11 protein-coding genes are annotated in these 15112 nt (G+C 74.7%); 4 read left to right on the forward strand and 7 right to left on the reverse strand.

From position 1 onward, the window contains the following. Positions 1–70 precede the first annotated feature (70 nt). Positions 71–1909, forward strand: coding sequence for a transketolase (locus tag HNP84_RS10090; protein WP_185049212.1), 1839 nt, complete (start codon positions 71–73; stop codon positions 1907–1909). Between the two features lie 213 nt (positions 1910–2122). On the opposite strand, the gene HNP84_RS10095 is transcribed toward HNP84_RS10090, so the two are convergent. Further along, positions 2123–2518 (reverse strand): ChaB family protein, encoded by a 396-nt coding sequence (locus HNP84_RS10095; protein WP_185049214.1) that lies wholly within the window; start codon positions 2516–2518, stop codon positions 2123–2125. A 60-nt stretch (positions 2519–2578) separates the two neighbouring features. Beyond that, positions 2579–2857 (reverse strand): hypothetical protein, encoded by a 279-nt coding sequence (locus HNP84_RS10100; protein ID WP_185049216.1) that lies wholly within the window; start codon positions 2855–2857, stop codon positions 2579–2581. Between the two features lie 136 nt (positions 2858–2993). Here HNP84_RS10100 and HNP84_RS10105 point away from each other — a divergent pair, with 136 nt between their 5' ends. After that, positions 2994–3524, forward strand: coding sequence for a shikimate kinase (locus tag HNP84_RS10105; protein WP_312924276.1), 531 nt, complete (start codon positions 2994–2996; stop codon positions 3522–3524). A gap of 47 nt (positions 3525–3571) precedes the next feature. Here HNP84_RS10105 and HNP84_RS10110 read toward each other — a convergent pair whose 3' ends face one another. Then, on the reverse strand, positions 3572–4057 hold the full coding sequence (locus HNP84_RS10110; RefSeq protein ID WP_185049220.1) for an ATP-binding protein: 486 nt from the start codon (positions 4055–4057) through the stop codon (positions 3572–3574). Positions 4058–4348: 291 nt separating this feature from the next. Then, positions 4349–5137, reverse strand: coding sequence for a PP2C family protein-serine/threonine phosphatase (locus tag HNP84_RS10115; RefSeq protein ID WP_185049222.1), 789 nt, complete (start codon positions 5135–5137; stop codon positions 4349–4351). A gap of 84 nt (positions 5138–5221) precedes the next feature. On the opposite strand from HNP84_RS10115, the gene HNP84_RS10120 reads away from it, so the two are divergent. Together HNP84_RS10120 and HNP84_RS10125 are read left to right on the forward strand one after the other, a co-directional pair. Beyond that, positions 5222–7264, forward strand: coding sequence for an N-6 DNA methylase (locus tag HNP84_RS10120; RefSeq protein WP_185049224.1), 2043 nt, complete (start codon positions 5222–5224; stop codon positions 7262–7264). 30 nt (positions 7265–7294) lie between these two features. Beyond that, a complete protein-coding gene (locus HNP84_RS10125; protein ID WP_185049226.1) occupies positions 7295–8197 on the forward strand; it encodes a serine/threonine-protein kinase in 903 nt (300 codons plus the stop codon). Between the two features lie 15 nt (positions 8198–8212). Here the strand turns inward: HNP84_RS10125 and HNP84_RS10130 are convergent, their stop codons facing one another. The 3 genes from HNP84_RS10130 to HNP84_RS10140 form a co-directional block, all read right to left on the reverse strand. Next, positions 8213–9052, reverse strand: coding sequence for a DUF4253 domain-containing protein (locus tag HNP84_RS10130; RefSeq protein ID WP_185049228.1), 840 nt, complete (start codon positions 9050–9052; stop codon positions 8213–8215). Between the two features lie 90 nt (positions 9053–9142). Beyond that, positions 9143–13237: a hypothetical protein gene (locus HNP84_RS10135; protein ID WP_185049230.1), complete on the reverse strand. Its 4095-nt coding sequence runs from the start codon at positions 13235–13237 to the stop codon at positions 9143–9145. A gap of 1004 nt (positions 13238–14241) precedes the next feature. Further along, entirely contained in the window at positions 14242–15111 is an 870-nt protein-coding gene (locus tag HNP84_RS10140; RefSeq protein WP_185049232.1) for a carbohydrate ABC transporter permease, read from the reverse strand. Position 15112 lies beyond the last annotated feature (1 nt).

The following is a 15112-nucleotide window of genomic DNA, read 5'->3' on the forward strand; positions in this document are numbered from 1 at the left end:
GCGGCCGGAGGGCGTTTCCGGCGGGGCTGGCGGGTAGCTGGCTGGGACGTTCACCAGCGAGGAGCTTCTCATGCCAGACCCTGACCTGCACTTTCTCGGCGAGCTGGCCGCGCAGTTGCGCGTGGACGCCATACGGGCGTCGGCCGCCGCCGGGTCCGGCCATCCGACCTCGTCGCTGTCGGCGGCGGACCTGATGGCCGTGTTGTTCGCCTGCCATCTGCGCTACGACTTCGACGACCCCGGCGCGGTGGGCAACGACCATCTGATCTTCTCCAAGGGACACGCCTCGCCGCTGCTCTACGCGCTGTACAAGGCGGCGGGCGCGATCACGGACGAGGAGCTGCTGACGTTCCGCAAGCACGGCAGCCGCCTGGAGGGCCATCCGACGCCGCGGCTGCCGTGGGTGGACGTGGGCACCGGCTCCCTGGGCCAGGGGCTGCCGGTCGGTGTGGGCATCGCGCTGGCGGGACGGCGGCTGGACCGGGTGCCGTACCACGTGTGGGTGCTGTGCGGAGACAGCGAGCTGGCGGAGGGGTCGATCTGGGAGGCGGCCGAGCACGCCGGCTACGAGGGGCTGGCCAACCTGACCGCGATCGTGGACGTGAACCGGCTGGGCCAGCGCGGCCCGACGCGGCACGGCTGGGACACCGGCGCGTACGCCCGCCGCCTGTGCGCGTTCGGCTGGCACACCATCGAGATCGACGGGCACGACCCGGGCCAGATCGACTACGCGCTGCAGGACGCCCGGGTCACCCGGGGGCGGCCGACCGCGATCCTGGCCCGCACCCGCAAGGGTGAGGGCGTCAGCGATGTGGAGAACCGCGAGGGCAAGCACGGCAAGCCGCTCGCCGACCCGGATCGCGCGGTGGAGGAGCTGGGCGGGCCGCGCTCGCTGCGCGTGCGGGTGGCCAAGCCGGAGGCCGTCACCCGCGCGAGCGGCGCGGCGTCCGAGCCGTTGCGCCTGCCCGCGTTCCCGGTGGGCGAGCGGATCGCCACGCGGACGGCGTACGGGGAGGCGCTGGTGGCCCTGGGGGCGGCCCGGCGCGACGTGGTGGCGCTGGACGGCGAGGTGGCCGACTCGACCAAGACCGAGACGTTCGCCGAGTCCTTCCCGGACCGGTTCTTCGAGTGCTACATCGCCGAGCAGCAGATGGTGGCGGCCGCGGTGGGGATGCAGGTGCGCGGCTGGACCCCGTACGCGGCGACGTTCGCCGCCTTCTTCACCCGCGCGTACGACTTCGTCCGCATGGCCGCGGTGAGCCGGGCGGACATCCGCCTGGTGGGCTCGCACGCGGGGGTGTCCATCGGGGAGGACGGGCCGTCGCAGATGGGCCTGGAGGACATCGCGATGATGCGCGCGGTGCACGGCAGCACGGTGCTCTACCCGTGCGACGCCAATCAGACGGCCAAGCTGGTGGTGGAGATGGCCGGCCGCGACGGCGTCTCCTATCTGCGCACGACCCGTGGCGCGACTCCGGTGATCTACGGGCCGGACGAGGAGTTCCCCATCGGCGGCTGCCGGGTGCTGCGCCGCTCGCACGAGGACCTGGCCACGATCGTCACCGCGGGGATCACGGTGCACGAGGCGCTGGCCGCGGCCGAGGCGCTGGAGGCCGAGGGCATCATGGCCGGGGTCGTGGACCTGTACTCGATCAAGCCGCTGGACGTGCACGCGCTGCGCGAGGCGGCGACCACGACCGGGAACATGATCACGGTCGAGGACCACTGGGCCGAGGGCGGCCTGGGCGAGGCGGTGCTGTCGGCGGTCGCCGACCTGGGACCGCGCGTGGTCCAGCTCGCGGTGCGCAGCATGCCGGGCTCGGCCACGCCCGAGGAGCAGTTGCGCGACGCCGGGATCGACCGGACCGCCATCGCCGAGGCCGTACGCCGGCTCAAGTGGCGCGCGTAGCGAGCGCCGGGCCGCCAGGAGCGACGCCCGGGGAAACGGCGCGCGCAGCGAGCGCGGGGCCGCCCCGAGCGGCGCCGGCTGCGGTGGCGTGCAGCGGTCGCAGGGCTGCGGCGGTGGGCAGCGGGCGTAGGGCTGCGGCGTGCAGCGGGCGAAGGGCCGTCCGGAGCGGGGTGCCCCGGGCGGCCCTTCGCGGAGCGGCGGTGAGGTATGGCGCTAGGAACGGGCCTTGGCGGTCGCGCGCCGGTTGGCCTTCTTGATGGCGTCCACCAGCTCCTGCTTCGTCATCCGGGACCGGCCGCGGATGTCGAGCCGCTTGGCGGTGTCCATCAGGTGTTCCTTGGACGCGTTGGCGTCCACGCCCTCGGCCGTCTTGCCGGGCCTGGGCGTGCCGCGCTCCGCCTGACGGTCGGAGGGGCCCTTCTTGGCCTTGCGCTCCCAGTGGTCGCCCACCTTCTCGAAGGAGTGCTTGAGCGCGCTGAAGGCGGTGCGGTGAGCCCGCGCCCCCTCGCCGTACGTCTCCACCGCGGAGTCGTGCGCCTTGATCCACGTCTCCTGCGCGTCCTTGGGGGACCGCCGCAGCGTGGACGGCAACTCTTCACGTGCGGGCATTTGGTCAACACCTCCCGTTACAGTGGATCGCCTGCCCCGGCACGCCGGGGGGAAACGGCGTCACAGCAGCGGGTCGTCGGGGCGGCGCTCCTCGTACACGCGCCGGGTGCCCGAGCCGACCGGGCGGCCGTACGCGTCGGTGTGGGCGGCGTCGTCGTCGATGACGGTACGGCGGCGGGTGGCGTTGATGCGGTACAGGCCGAACAGCAGCCCGACCAGCCCGCCGACCATCAGGATGACGCCGACCACGTTGATGTCCAGGCCGGCGAGGTCGAACTCGACGGCCCAGGTGAGAATCGCACCCAGCATGATCAGAACGATGCTGCCGGCGATGGTCATGGGATTACCTCCTTGCGGCCAACGAACGCCCTCTATCCGCTCCACGGATCTCAAACGTGCCCCCGGTGGAGGTTCGGCGCCGAGAGGGGCAGGATGCTGTTCGTTCGTGCTCGACCACACGGGAGGTAATGGCCAAGTGAGGTCCTTCGACGCGTCCGCGCCCATCGTCGTCGTCGGTTTGATGGGTTCGGGCAAGACCAGTGTCTCCCGGTTGCTGGCCGACGCCCTGGGCCGCAGGATGCGCGACAGCGATCCGGACATGCGCGAGCGCTACGGCGCGTCCGCGGCGGAGATGGCCGAGAAGGAGGGCCCGGAGGTGCTGCACGACCGCGAGGCGGAGCACCTGCGCGAGGCGTTGCGCGACGAGCCGCCCTCGGTGATCGCGGCGGCGGCGAGCACGGTGGAGCGGGCCGACATCCGGGCGCTGCTCGAACCGGCGGTGGTCATCTGGCTGGACGCCGCGGACGAGGTGCTGGCCGAGCGGATGTCGTCCGGTTCCCACCGCCCGCACTTCGAGAGCGACCTGCGGGCGATGCTGGCCAAGCAGCGTGCCCGCAGGGGGCCGTTCTTCGAGGAGATCGCCGACATGACCTTCGACGTCGCCACGATGCGGCCGGAGCAGATCGCCCGGCAGGTGCTCAACGCCCTGGGCTACGAGCCGGCCTGACCGGCACGGCGAGGCAGGCGAGGAGGGTTGAGAAGGGTCGGGAGGCGTCAGCCGGGCTCGCCGAGCACGAACCAGACCGTCTTGCCGCGCAGGTCCGGGCCGCGCACCACGCCCCACTCGCGGGCGAGGCCGGCCACGATCAGCAGGCCGCGGCCGTCGGTGGCGTCCAGGTCTCCGGCGCCCCTGCGGGGCAGCCCGGCGCCGTCGTCGCCGACTTCGGCGTAGACCCAGCCCTCGCGGGCGGTCAGCCGCATGCGTACGGCTCCTCCGCCGTGCAGCACCGCGTTGGTCACCAGCTCGCTGACGATGAGCGCGCAGTCGTCGGCGAGGTCGCCGCAGACCCGCAGGTGGTCGCGCACGATCCTGCGCGCCTTGGCGGCGCTGGTCACCTCGCCCGGGAGCATGGACACCACGGTGAAGTCGCCCGGCAGCGCGGACACGAGGGTCGGGCCGGACGGGTACGGGGGCGCGGCGGTGCGTGCGGGCAGGTGCTCCACACCCTGGAGTACGGCGGTCGGCTGGGGGTGTGGCACGTCTGCCTCCAGAACGGCGGGGAAATGCTGTGGGAGCGCTCCCATTCGAGACTAGGCGTCATGGGCACACTTGGGAACCCCCCGTTACCGCATCTTCACTCGACCTGCGACAGGCGGTGCGGCAGGGCTGAAAGTTTCATGGATCGCTCCGGAGGCCCCTCCCCGATCAGCCTTCGCGACCCGCCGTGCTCGCGTGGGCGGGAAGGCCGCCCGGCGCCGGCACCCAAGTGACCTGGCACGACGCGGCCCGGCTCCCCCCTGCGGGCGGGCGCGGCACGGGGTTCGCCGCGTTCACTGCGCGGCCGCTCCGACGATGAGCCGGGGACCGGGGGGAACGCGCGCCTCGCCGATGTCGATCAGGTCGGCGACCACGCAGGAGATGTTGTCGGGGCCGCCGCCCTCGTTGGCCAGCTCGATCAGCCGGGCCACCGCGGCCTCGGGCTCGGCCATCCGGGTCAGCACGTCGTGCAGGGTCTCGGGGCCGAGCACGGCGGTCAGCCCGTCGGAGCACAGCAGGTAGCGGTCGCCCGGCTCGCCCTCGCGCACCCGCACGTCGGGGTCGCCGTCGCCGGTGCCCTCCAGCACGCGCAGCAGCATGGACCGGCGCGGGTGCACCGACGCCTGCTCGGGCGTGATGCGGCCGTCGTCCACCAGGGTCTGCACCAGCGTGTGGTCGTGCGTGATCTGGTAGAGCGCGCCGTCGCGGAGCAGGTAGGCACGGGAGTCGCCGATGTGCGCCAGCGCGAACCTGCGCCCCTCCCACAGCATGGCGGTGAGGGTGGTGCCCATGCCGCGCAGGCCGGGGTCCTCCTCGGCCATCTCGCCCAGCGTGTGGTTGATCTGCTTGACCACCGATCTCATGGCGTCTTGCAGATCGACACCCGGCCCGGACTCGTGCACGCTGTCATCGAGAGCCGCGATGGCCGTGATCGCCACCGAGCTCGCCACCTCACCATGGGCGTAGCCGCCCATGCCGTCCGCGACGGCGAGCACCCGGGGACTGGCGTACGCGGAGTCCTCGTTCTGCTCGCGGCGGCGGCCAACGTCAGAGGCTGCGGCGTAGCGCAGGTTGTGTGCCATAGTAGAAGTAAATCACTGGTTGAGTCACTTCACAAGCAAAGAAGCTGTAGACCATCGGGACAACCGTCAATTAGGGTGGCCGCTATGAGGAGCGACGCTACCGTCAACGCGGGAGACATCGCCCGGCTCGCCGGAGTCGGGCGCGCCGCGGTGAGCAACTGGCGTCGCCGCTATGAAGACTTTCCCAGGCCGGTGGGCGGCACGGCCACCAATCCGGAGTTCTCGCTGCACGAAATCGAGGACTGGCTGCGCAAGAACGGCAAGGTCTACGAGGTCTCGCTGGGCGACCGGGTGTGGCAGCGGCTGCGGGCCTCCGGCGACGACCTGCACCTGGGCGAGCTGGTGGCCCGCGCCGGCGCGCTGCTGCTCTACCTCACCCGCGACGCCAAGGGCTGGCGCCGCCTCGCCGCCGAGCCCGACGCCCGCTTCGTCCGGCAGCTCCCCGCGGCCGTGGCCGCCGCCACCGTGGACCTGCCCCACACGCCCGGCCCCGGCCTGCCCCGCGAAGCCGAGGACGGCCCGCCCTCCACGCCCGAACCGGGCTGGCCCGATCCCGAGCTGGCCCGGCTGATCGCCGAGCTGTCGGCCGAGCTGGGCCCCGTCGCGGCCTTCGAGCTGCTGTGCGAGCGCTACGCCGAGGCCCACTCGCGCCGCCTCGACGTCACCCGGCCCGAGGTCGCCGAGCTGATGGCGCGGCTGGTGGTCCCCGAGGGCGGCGGCGACGTGCTCGACCCCGCCTGCGGGGTGGGCACCCTGCTGCTGCACGCGAGCGCGCGCGGGCGCGGCATCAGGGCGCTCGGCCAGGAGGCGAGCCCCGCCGCCGCGACGATCACGGCCGTACGTCTGCTGCTGCGCGGGTCCCACGCGGAGATCATCTCAGGAGATTCGCTGCGGCGTGACGGGTTCGGCGAGGAGCGCGCCGACGCCGTCATATGTCACCCGCCCTTCAACGAGCGCGCCTGGGGGTTCGACGAGCTGACCGGCGACCCGCGCTGGGAGTACGGCCTGCCGCCGCGCGGGGAGTCCGAGCTGGCCTGGGTGCAGCACTGCCTGGCCCGCACCCGCCCGGGGGGCGCGGTGGCGATCCTGATGCCCTCGGGCGCCGCGGGCCGGCGTCCGGGCCGCCGCATCCGCGGCAACCTGCTGCGCGCGGGCGCGCTGCGCGGCGTGGTGGCGCTCTCCCCCACCGGGCCCGACCTGTGGCTGCTGCGCCGCCCCGAGCCCGGCGAGCGCCCGCCCTCGCGGCTGCTGCTGATGGACGCCGGCGAGGACCTGGCGCAGGTGGAGCGGGCCTGGCGGGCGTACCTGCGCGATCCCGAGGCCGGCGCGACCGGCCCCGGGCACGCGGTGCGGATCATCGACCTGCTCGACGACGAGGTGGACCTCGGCCCGGCGCGGCACCGGCCCCGGCGCAGCGGCGCCGACCTGGGGCGCGAGTTCACCGCGGCCCGCGACCGGCTGCGCGCGGCGTCCGAGGCCCTGGGCGCGGCCGTGTCGGCGCTGGAGGTGGTCGCCGACCGGCGCCAGCCGCTGATGACCTCGGTCGGCGAGCTGGTCAAGGCCGGGCTGGTCACCATCCACCAGGCGCCGTTCAAGATGGCGACGGGCTCCGGCGAGGTGCCGGTGCTCCAGGCCGACGACGTGGCCGCGGGCCGGGCCCCTTCGGGCCGCACCCCGGGCGGGCGCGGGCTGGTGCGCCTCGAACCCGGCGACGTCGTGGTCAGCGCCATGGGCGCGGTGCGGGTGCTGCGGCCCGGCGACCCGATACTCGCCCCCGGGCCCGGCGGCGCCGACGAGACCACGCCCGGCGGTGTGGTGCTGGGCCCCCAGCTCACCCTGTACCGCGTCGATCCCGACCGGCTCGACCCCGACTTCCTGGCGGGCTACCTGCGCCACGCGGGCACGTCCGCGGCCACCCGGCCGGGCGCGAGCCGGGCCGACGCGCGGCGGGCCCGCGTGCCGCGCCTGCCGCTGGCCGAGCAGCGCGCCTACGGCGCGGCCTTCCGCACCCTGCTCGCCCTGGAGGCCGAGGTGCGCGAGACCGCGGAACTGGGCGAGACCCTGGTGCGGCTGGGTGTCGAAGGACTGGCCGACGGTCATCTGCGGCCGTACGCCGAAGGGGCGTAGGCTTCCCTGAAAGGTCCACAGGAGGGGCGGATGGTCATCGGCGACCGCTACGTTCTGGATGACCTCCCACTCGGCCAGGGAGGCATGGGCGCGGTCTACGCCGGCCACGACAAGCATCTCGACCGCAAGGTGGCCGTCAAGCTGCTGCGCGTGCCCGGCGGGCACGACGCGGAGCTGGAGCAGCGCTTCACCCGCGAGGCGCGCATCCTGGCCCGGCTGGAGCACCCCGGGGCGCCGGTCCTGTACGACTTCGGCGCCTCCGACCAGCGGCTGTACCAGGTGATGCAGTTCATCGACGGCGTGACGATCGCCGACGTGGTCAGCGAGCACGGCCCGCTGCCGGTGCCGTGGGCGGCGGCGATAGCCGCGCAGGCCTGCGCGGTGCTCTCGGCGGCACACGCGCTGTCGATCTGCCACCGCGACCTCAAGCCGACCAACCTGATGCTCTGCCCCGACGGCGGCGTCAAGGTGCTCGACTTCGGGCTGGCCATGCTGCGCGAGGCCGACACCACGCAGTTCACCCGGGTGGGGCAGATCCTGGGCACGCCGGCGTACATGGCGCCGGAGCAGATCCAGCGCGGCGTGGCGAGCCCGCGCAGCGACCTGTACTCCCTGGGCTGCGTCCTGCACGAGATGCTGACCGGCCGCCAGCTCTTCACCGGCCCCACCGAGTACGCCGTCTACGAGAAGCAGGTCAACGAGCGCCCGCCGCCGGTGCCCGGCGTGCCGGCCGAGCTGGACAAGCTCATCGCCGAGCTGCTGGAGAAGCAGCCCGAGCGGCGCCCCGCCGACGCCCGCGCCCTGTACGACCGCCTGGAGCCCTTCGCCGTCGATCTGCCCATGCTGCCCGGCTTCCTCACCCCCGCCGCCGTCACCAGCCCGCACCGCATGTACGCCCGCATGGCCGGCCGCGTGCTCGCGCCCCGCACGTGAGCCCAAGCCCAGGGGTCAGTCCCACCAGAACGACCAGGCGTTGCGGCCCATGATCTGCTCGGCGTAGCCGATGAGCGTGCCCGGCCCCTGGATGATGCTGTCGGGGCAGAACGCCCAGTGCTCGGCGGCGACGTGCAGCGCGTGCTCGGGCGTGACCGGCGGCGCGGCCACGCTCAGCTCCAGCGTGTTGAACCCGATGCCGACCACTCTGGCCCCGAACCGGTCCTCCCAGCTCCGTACGACCGCCGCCAGCGGCGCCGTCCACTCGTTGTGGTGCAGCGCCCCCTGCCAGCCCATGACGGCCAGCGCGTCGGCCCCGCGGTCCACCGCGGCCAGGCCGAGCGGGAGGCGGCGCTCGGCGAGCAGCCCGGCGTACCAGTCGGCGACGTAGCCGGGGTCGGCCATGAGCACGCCGGGCTCCGCGAGCCCCGGGCAGTGCCGGCCGAACGGCTCCAGCTCCTCAAGCTGATCCTCGCGGCACTGCTCGATCCAGTCGTCCCACACCTCGGCCATGAACAGGGCCGGGTTGTAGTTGCTCACCTCGTCGGGGGTGTCGGGCGCGATCTGGCCCGCCGACCACGGCTGCATCGTCTCTTCCAGCAGCACCGGCCACAGCCCCGACTCGGGGTGCCGGGCGCGCAGCTCGGCCCACAGCGCGGCGGAGACCGGCTCGTCGCTCATCCAGAACGCGGGCCGGTCGTACGTCAGGTGCGGCGCGTACCCCGGATCGGGCCACACCACCCCGCCGGGAGGGAGGCGGAGCGGAAGGCTGCGCCCGATCCCGCCGTCGGCGAACAGCCGCCTCAGGTCCTCCGGCAGGCCCAGGGGCGGCTTTCCCAGCTCTCGTTCACCCATCTCCACCGTTCCGACGCACCTGCGCCGGACGCAACTCCGGCGCTTCCGAGATGGTAGTGCCGACGACCGTTCCGCGCTCGCCTGGGGCGCTCAGCGGCAGCCGCCGGCATCGACGCCGGTGACCTCCCAGGAGGCGCCCGGGTAGGGCGACATGAAGTAGGCCAGCAGGTCCAGGGCGTATCCGTTGACCTGGCCGCCGGGGTCGAGCAGGGTGACGAGCTGGGGGCCGTCCGCGCCGCGCAGGGTGATCGCGTTCTCGCCGCCGCCCGTGACCGGCCCCGGCCTGGTGCTGACCGCGAGGCAGGCGACCTCGGCCGGCCCCACGCTGATCGGCTGGCGGGCGCTGATCGGGCGCATCCGGCCGTCGTAGCGGCGGAACGACAGCGACGTCGCCCTGCCCAGCCTCAGCCGGTCGCGGAAGACGTCCGGGCCCACCTTGCGGTCGATCCTGGCCACGATGTCCACATCCGGCCTCAGGTCCACGCCCTCGGCGCGGACGTCCACCCGGTCGTACGCGCCCTCGAAGCCCGGCATGACGTAACCGAGCGCGGGCGGCGCGCTGAGCCCGAACGGCACCTTGCCGGGCCGGATCTTCAGCCAGGACATCCGGTGCACGGCCACGGAGAAGTCGCCGATCGTGCTCGGGCCGAAGCCGACGTGGCCGTCGAGCGCGAAGCCGGCCAGCCCGCCGGTGTACGGGATCTCCCGGCGCACCCTGGCCCGCTGCCGCCGCACCGGTTCCACGCTCAGCCCGGCGTGGGCCTCCAGCAGCCCGGTGGGCACCGGCCGGGACACCAGGTCCACCGACAGGTCCGGGTTGAGCCGGACGGTGGTGTCGGCGGCGAGGTCGCGCACCCGGAACGAGGCGCCGAGCAGCCGGGCCCGCGCCGCCGTGCGCACCCGGGCGACCAGCGGGCCCTCGACCGCGAACAGGCCGTCGAGGGTGTTCTCGCCGCCCTCGGCACGGTAGCCCAGGGTGGGCACGCGCAGGCCGCCGGAGGCGGCGTCGGCCGCGAGCGTGAACCGGGCGGGCACGTCGGTGAACCGGACCAGGCCGGTGCCCGCCCGCGCGCCGCGCGGCACGACGGTCACCTTGGCCACCAGCTTCCCGATCGGCCCGGAGTTCGCCACCGCGATCCTGGTCTTCGCGCCGTACGTGCCGGTCACCGAGACCGCCGCGGGCACCGGCGCGAGCTCCAGCCGCCCGCGTACGACCCCGTACGGGCCGCCGGTATCGGCCTGGGCCGTGACCGCGAGCGAGGCGATGGCCGAGGGCGGGTCCAGCCGGTACCCGGCCCTGATCGCCCCGCCGGCCGCGCCCGTGCCGGTCTCCAGCGGGCCCAGCGCCAGGCCGGTGACGGCCGGGGGCAGCCCGTCGAGGGTGGCGACGGCCCGGACCGGCAGCGGCGGCAGCACCGAGCCCGCCAGGTAGACCGCCAGCCTGCCCGACTCGGGGCGGTAGCCGGAGAAGGAGGCGGTCCGGCGGGCGAGGTCCACGGTGACCTTCGCGGGCAGCCGCATGCCGACGTACCCGCGCAGGCCGAAGCAGCCGCGGGAGGGGGTGCAGAACGGGCCGGTGTCCTTGGCGCAGCCGGGCGAGCCGGCCGCGCAGCCGCGGTCGGCCAGCGAGACGCCCGGCGTGCCGGGGATCGCCGGGCCGGGCGCGTGCCCGCCCGCGAGCGCGGCGGCCTTGCCCAGCCAGACCTCCGCGCGCAGGTCGAGCGCGGCCCCGTGGGTGTCGTAGCCGATCACGCCGCCCGGCGCGGCGGTGACCGTGAGTCTGCCGGGCACCGGCCCGAGCGTGCCAAGCGCGCCGAAGCGCAGGTCGCCGGCGAGCCGCACGTCGGCGTCCAGGGCGACGGCCTGCCCCTTGCCGCGCACGTCGGCGGTGAACCCGGCGCCGGTGCCGGTGAACTCGGCGCTGGACAGGCCGTCCACGCGGACGCTGGCGTCGAGGTCCCCGGTGGCCTGCTCGTAGTGGGCGGCCAGGTGCGGCCCGGACGGGGCCGTCGCGCCGTCGTGGTTGGCGACCGCGACCGCGGCCGAGCCGAGCGGCCCGGTCAGGCCCCGGAACCGGTACGTCCCCGGCCCCCAGGCCGCCTCGAACCGCGCGGGCACGCCGCGGGCGGTCGCGGCCACCCGGTAGACGCGGTCCCCGGCCCGGACCCGGGCGAACGCGGACACGGCGGTGACCGGGCGGTCGGCGGTCCAGTCCAGGCGGCGGCCGGGCACGTCGGCGGTCGCGGTGACCCTGCCGCGTACGCCGTCCACCGCGACCCGCACCTCCTGGGCGCCGCCCGGCCTGGTGACGTACGCCCGGTTCACGTACACCTCGGCGCGGGCGAGCGCGGCGGCGGCGACCGAGGCGACCGTGCGCGCGCCCAGGTCCCAGGACGCCGCGACGCCGGAGCGCACGCCGCGCATGGTCCCGTCGATCGTGGGCCCGGTGCGGGTGTTCGCGTACGCCGCGCGGACCCGGTCGATCACGCCGCCGGCGCGGAAGGCGGCCCGGCGCCCGCGCGGGTCCACGTCCACCCGCACCTCGGCGGGGGTGTTGGACAGCTCGACCCGGGCCAGGTGAGTGCGGTCCACACTCGCCGCGGCGACGAAGGAGGCGTCGCCCGCGACCCCGCTCAGGGCGGCGTGCGGGCGGCGGCCGTAGCGCACGTCCACCCGCTTCACGCCGGTCAGCCGGGCGGAGACGCCGAGCGCCGCACCGTCCTTGATCAGCGTCGCGTGCGCGCCGCGCGGGCTGGACACCGCGCCGCCGCCGCGCTGGAGCACCGCGTCCAGCGAGCCGACCGGGGCGGCGGCCTCGGCGGCGATGGCGGCCCTGGCCGGGTCGGCGGTCAGGCTGAGCCGGGCGGCCAGGCCGGTCGCCTTGGCGCGCACCACGGTACGGCCCCGGGCCGCGTCGTAGTACAGCAGCTCGGCCGCCTTGGGGTGCGGCGCGGACCCGGTGACAGTGATGGACGGCGCGCCGCCCCGCGTCTCGTACCGGGCGGCGAAGGCGGGCGGCAGCCCGGTGACCCCGGCCACGAGCGCGCGGACCAGCGCGCCGCCCCGGTAGGCGTAGTCGCGCAGCTCGGCGCGGTCCACGGCGGCGCCGCCCGCGAAGCGCACGCCCGCGCCGCCGCCGGCCCGGCCGATCGTCGCGGTGACCTGCGAGCGCGGCCGGTCCAGGGTCAGGTGGGTGAACCGGTCCCGGGTCAGCGCCAGCGCGTCCAGCGTGGCCGGGGCCGAGGACGAGACGGAGACCGTGCTCGCGAGCGCGCCCTTCTCGAACGCGGCCCGTATGGCGGTTCGTCCGGGCACGGGCGCCTGGGCCAGGCTGAGCAGTGTGGGCCGATCGCCCGCCACGTCGCCGACCCCGGCCACCGTGGCCACCGAGGCGCCCGCCTCCTCACGCCGCGCCTCGGCCCGCACGACCACGGTGGCCGGGGAGTCCGCGTCCGGCGCGGCGGCGAACCGGACCCAGTCCAGCCCCGACAGCGACGCGCCGCGCCGGAGGCCGTCGAACCCGATCGAGACCCGCCTGGCGGCGGCGAACCCGGCCGAGGCGGGCACCTCGTACTCCGCCCACACCTGGGCCCGCAGCGGCCCGCCCTCCGTGTCGCCGCCGGGCAGCCGCCAGGACACGAAGCCCAGCCTGGCGCTGATCTTCCCGGCCAGCTCGCCGCGGCGCCGGGCCTCGGACCTGGTCAGCGCGGCCAGCGGCGCGCGGGCCGCGGCCACGACCTCGCCCAGGTCGGGCGCGGGCACGAGGTCGGCCACCACATCGGCGGTGCCGTCGCCGGTGACGTCCACGCCGACCGGCTTCAGCAGCGGCAGCGGCCCCGAGCACGCCGCCCGTACGCCGTCCGACTCCGCGCACACCCGGTACGTCAGCAGCGGCAGCCCCTTCGGCAGCGACCGGTAGGCCCCCGCCAGGTCCAGCCCGGTCAGCCGTCCCACGAGCCCCGCCACCTCACGCACCCGCTCGGCCCCGAGCGCCGAGACGCCGAGCCCACCGGAGTCCCGCGAGCCCGGCAGCAGCCCGCCCGGCTCGACCCCGCCGCCCCGCCGGGCCACACCCTGCCCCGCGACATGCGCCCGAGCCGAGGCCGCGACCTCATCCGCCAACGCGCCCCCACCGGGCGTGGTCACCTCCATCGCCCCCGGCCCCACCGCCTCACCACGGTCCAAAGGCTCGACCGGCGACGCCCTCCGCGCCAGCCCCACCCGCGCGGGCTCAGGCTCCCCCACGCCCGGCACCGGCTCCACCTCTCCCCGCACGTCCCCCGTGCCCCCGGACGAGACGGCGGGAGCCGCCGGACCTCCGAAGACGCCACCCCGGACAGACACGGGCCGGACGACGGGAACGGCCGGGCCTCCGGTGACGCCGCCCCGGACAGACGCGGCCCGGACGGCGGGAGCGGCCGGGTGAGACCCGCGTGCGCCGCCGAGCCTGCCCAGTTCCGGCCCGGTCTCCGCCCCTAGGCGCACCGGCCGCACGAGCCCGGCCTCCGCCCCCAAGCGCGCCGACCGCACTGGCCCGGCCTCCCCCACCAGGGGCACCGGCCGCACGAGCCCGGCCTCCGCCCCCAAGCGCGCCGACCGCACTGGCCCGGCCCCCGCCCCCAAGGGCACCGGCCGCATGGGTCCGGCCTCCGCATCCAGGCGCACCGACCGCACGGGCCCGGCCTCCGCCTCCAGGGGCACCGGCCCGGCTTGTCCGCCGGTGCTCGGGGCCGTGGAAGGCACGGCGTCGTGCCGTTCCGGGCGGGGGTCGGCCGCCGGCGGGGCCGTGCCGAGGGCGGGGACGGTCGTCGCGGCGGTGGCCGGGGTGGGGATGGCCGGGGTGGGGATGGCCACGGGGGTGGCGATCAGGGTGGCGGTCAGGGTGACGGTGATCGCGACGGTGGCGAGGGCACGCCGAAGGGCGTGCCATCGGTGGCGCGGCATGTGGTGCTCTCTCCCCGAAGTGGCCCGTGTGTCGGAAGTGACGAGGTGACCACAGAGCTACACATGCCGTCAATCACAGATTGACTACAAAATCCGTCATGTCGTACTTACGGAGGGTGGTGGCGCGGGGTGAATTGGCTGGTCGAGAGCGACAAATCGGGATATTTGGTGACGGTAGGCGTCCGGCCAGATTCGGTGCGCAACAGAGCGATGTTCTCTCACATTCCGAGATACCCGAGCCCGGCTCACTTCGTCGCCCCGGCCAGCATGCCCGACACCAGCGCCCGCTGCGAGAACAGGAAGACCAGCAGCACCGGCACCACCGTGACCAGCGTGGCCAGGGCCAGCTCCGGGCGCATGATCGCGTTGTCCACGCCGCTGGAGGTGTTGAACACCGCCGAGGAGGTGAGCAGGTTGTTCAGCCCCACCTGGGCCGGGTACTGCGCGCTGTCCGGCAGCATCACGAACGGCAGGAAGAAGTTGTTCCAGTTGCCGACGAACCCGAAGAAGCCCACCAGGGCCACGATGGGACGGGCCAGCGGGAGCGCGATGCTGCGGAAGACCTGCCACTCCGAGCAGCCGTCCAGCCGGGCCGCCGCCAGCAGGTCCTGCGGGATCGTGGAGGAGAAGTAGATGTAGGTCAGGTACACCCCGAACGGGAAGAAGGAGAACGGCAGCACCACCGACCAGATCGTGCCGTCCAGCCCGAGCGCGTCCATCTCCAGGTACAGCGGCAGCACCAGCGCCGCGTTCGGCATGATCATCGTCAGCAGGGTGACGGTGAGCAGGGTCTTGCGCCCGACGAACTGGGTGAGCGCCAGGCCGTAGCCGGCCGGGATGCTGGTCGCGATCGTGATCAGCAGCGCCAGCCCGGTGTAGACGGCCGAGTTGCGCAGCCAGGTCACGATCACGCCATCCTGGAAGGCGTACAGGTTCCGCCAGGCGGTCACGACGCCGTCCAGCGAGCCGAACGCGAACGGGTTGTTCCTGATGATCTCCGCGTCGCTCTTGGTGGGCGCCAGCAGCAGCCAGATCACGGGCAGCACGAAGAAGAACAGGAACAGGCCGGCGGTGATCAGCCAGGCCAGCCGGGCGCCGATGCTCTTGGCGGTCATC

The sequence above is a fragment of the Thermocatellispora tengchongensis genome, assembly GCF_014202315.1.
Taxonomy (GTDB): Bacteria; Actinomycetota; Actinomycetes; order Streptosporangiales; family Streptosporangiaceae; genus Thermocatellispora; species Thermocatellispora tengchongensis.

Excerpts from the sequence above, each read along its gene's own strand:
- HNP84_RS10115 (WP_185049222.1), bottom strand. The coding sequence starts at position 5,137 with ATGGCACACAACCTGCGCTACGCCGCAGCCTCTGACGTTGGCCGCCGC.
- HNP84_RS10100 (WP_185049216.1), bottom strand. The coding sequence starts at position 2,857 with ATGACCATCGCCGGCAGCATCGTTCTGATCATGCTGGGTGCGATTCTC.
- HNP84_RS10090 (WP_185049212.1), top strand. The coding sequence starts at position 71 with ATGCCAGACCCTGACCTGCACTTTCTCGGCGAGCTGGCCGCGCAGTTG.
- HNP84_RS10095 (WP_185049214.1), bottom strand. The coding sequence starts at position 2,518 with ATGCCCGCACGTGAAGAGTTGCCGTCCACGCTGCGGCGGTCCCCCAAG.
- HNP84_RS10125 (WP_185049226.1), top strand. The coding sequence starts at position 7,295 with ATGGTCATCGGCGACCGCTACGTTCTGGATGACCTCCCACTCGGCCAG.
- HNP84_RS10140 (WP_185049232.1), bottom strand. The coding sequence starts at position 15,111 with ATGACCGCCAAGAGCATCGGCGCCCGGCTGGCCTGGCTGATCACCGCC.
- HNP84_RS10130 (WP_185049228.1), bottom strand. The coding sequence starts at position 9,052 with ATGGGTGAACGAGAGCTGGGAAAGCCGCCCCTGGGCCTGCCGGAGGAC.
- HNP84_RS10120 (WP_185049224.1), top strand. The coding sequence starts at position 5,222 with ATGAGGAGCGACGCTACCGTCAACGCGGGAGACATCGCCCGGCTCGCC.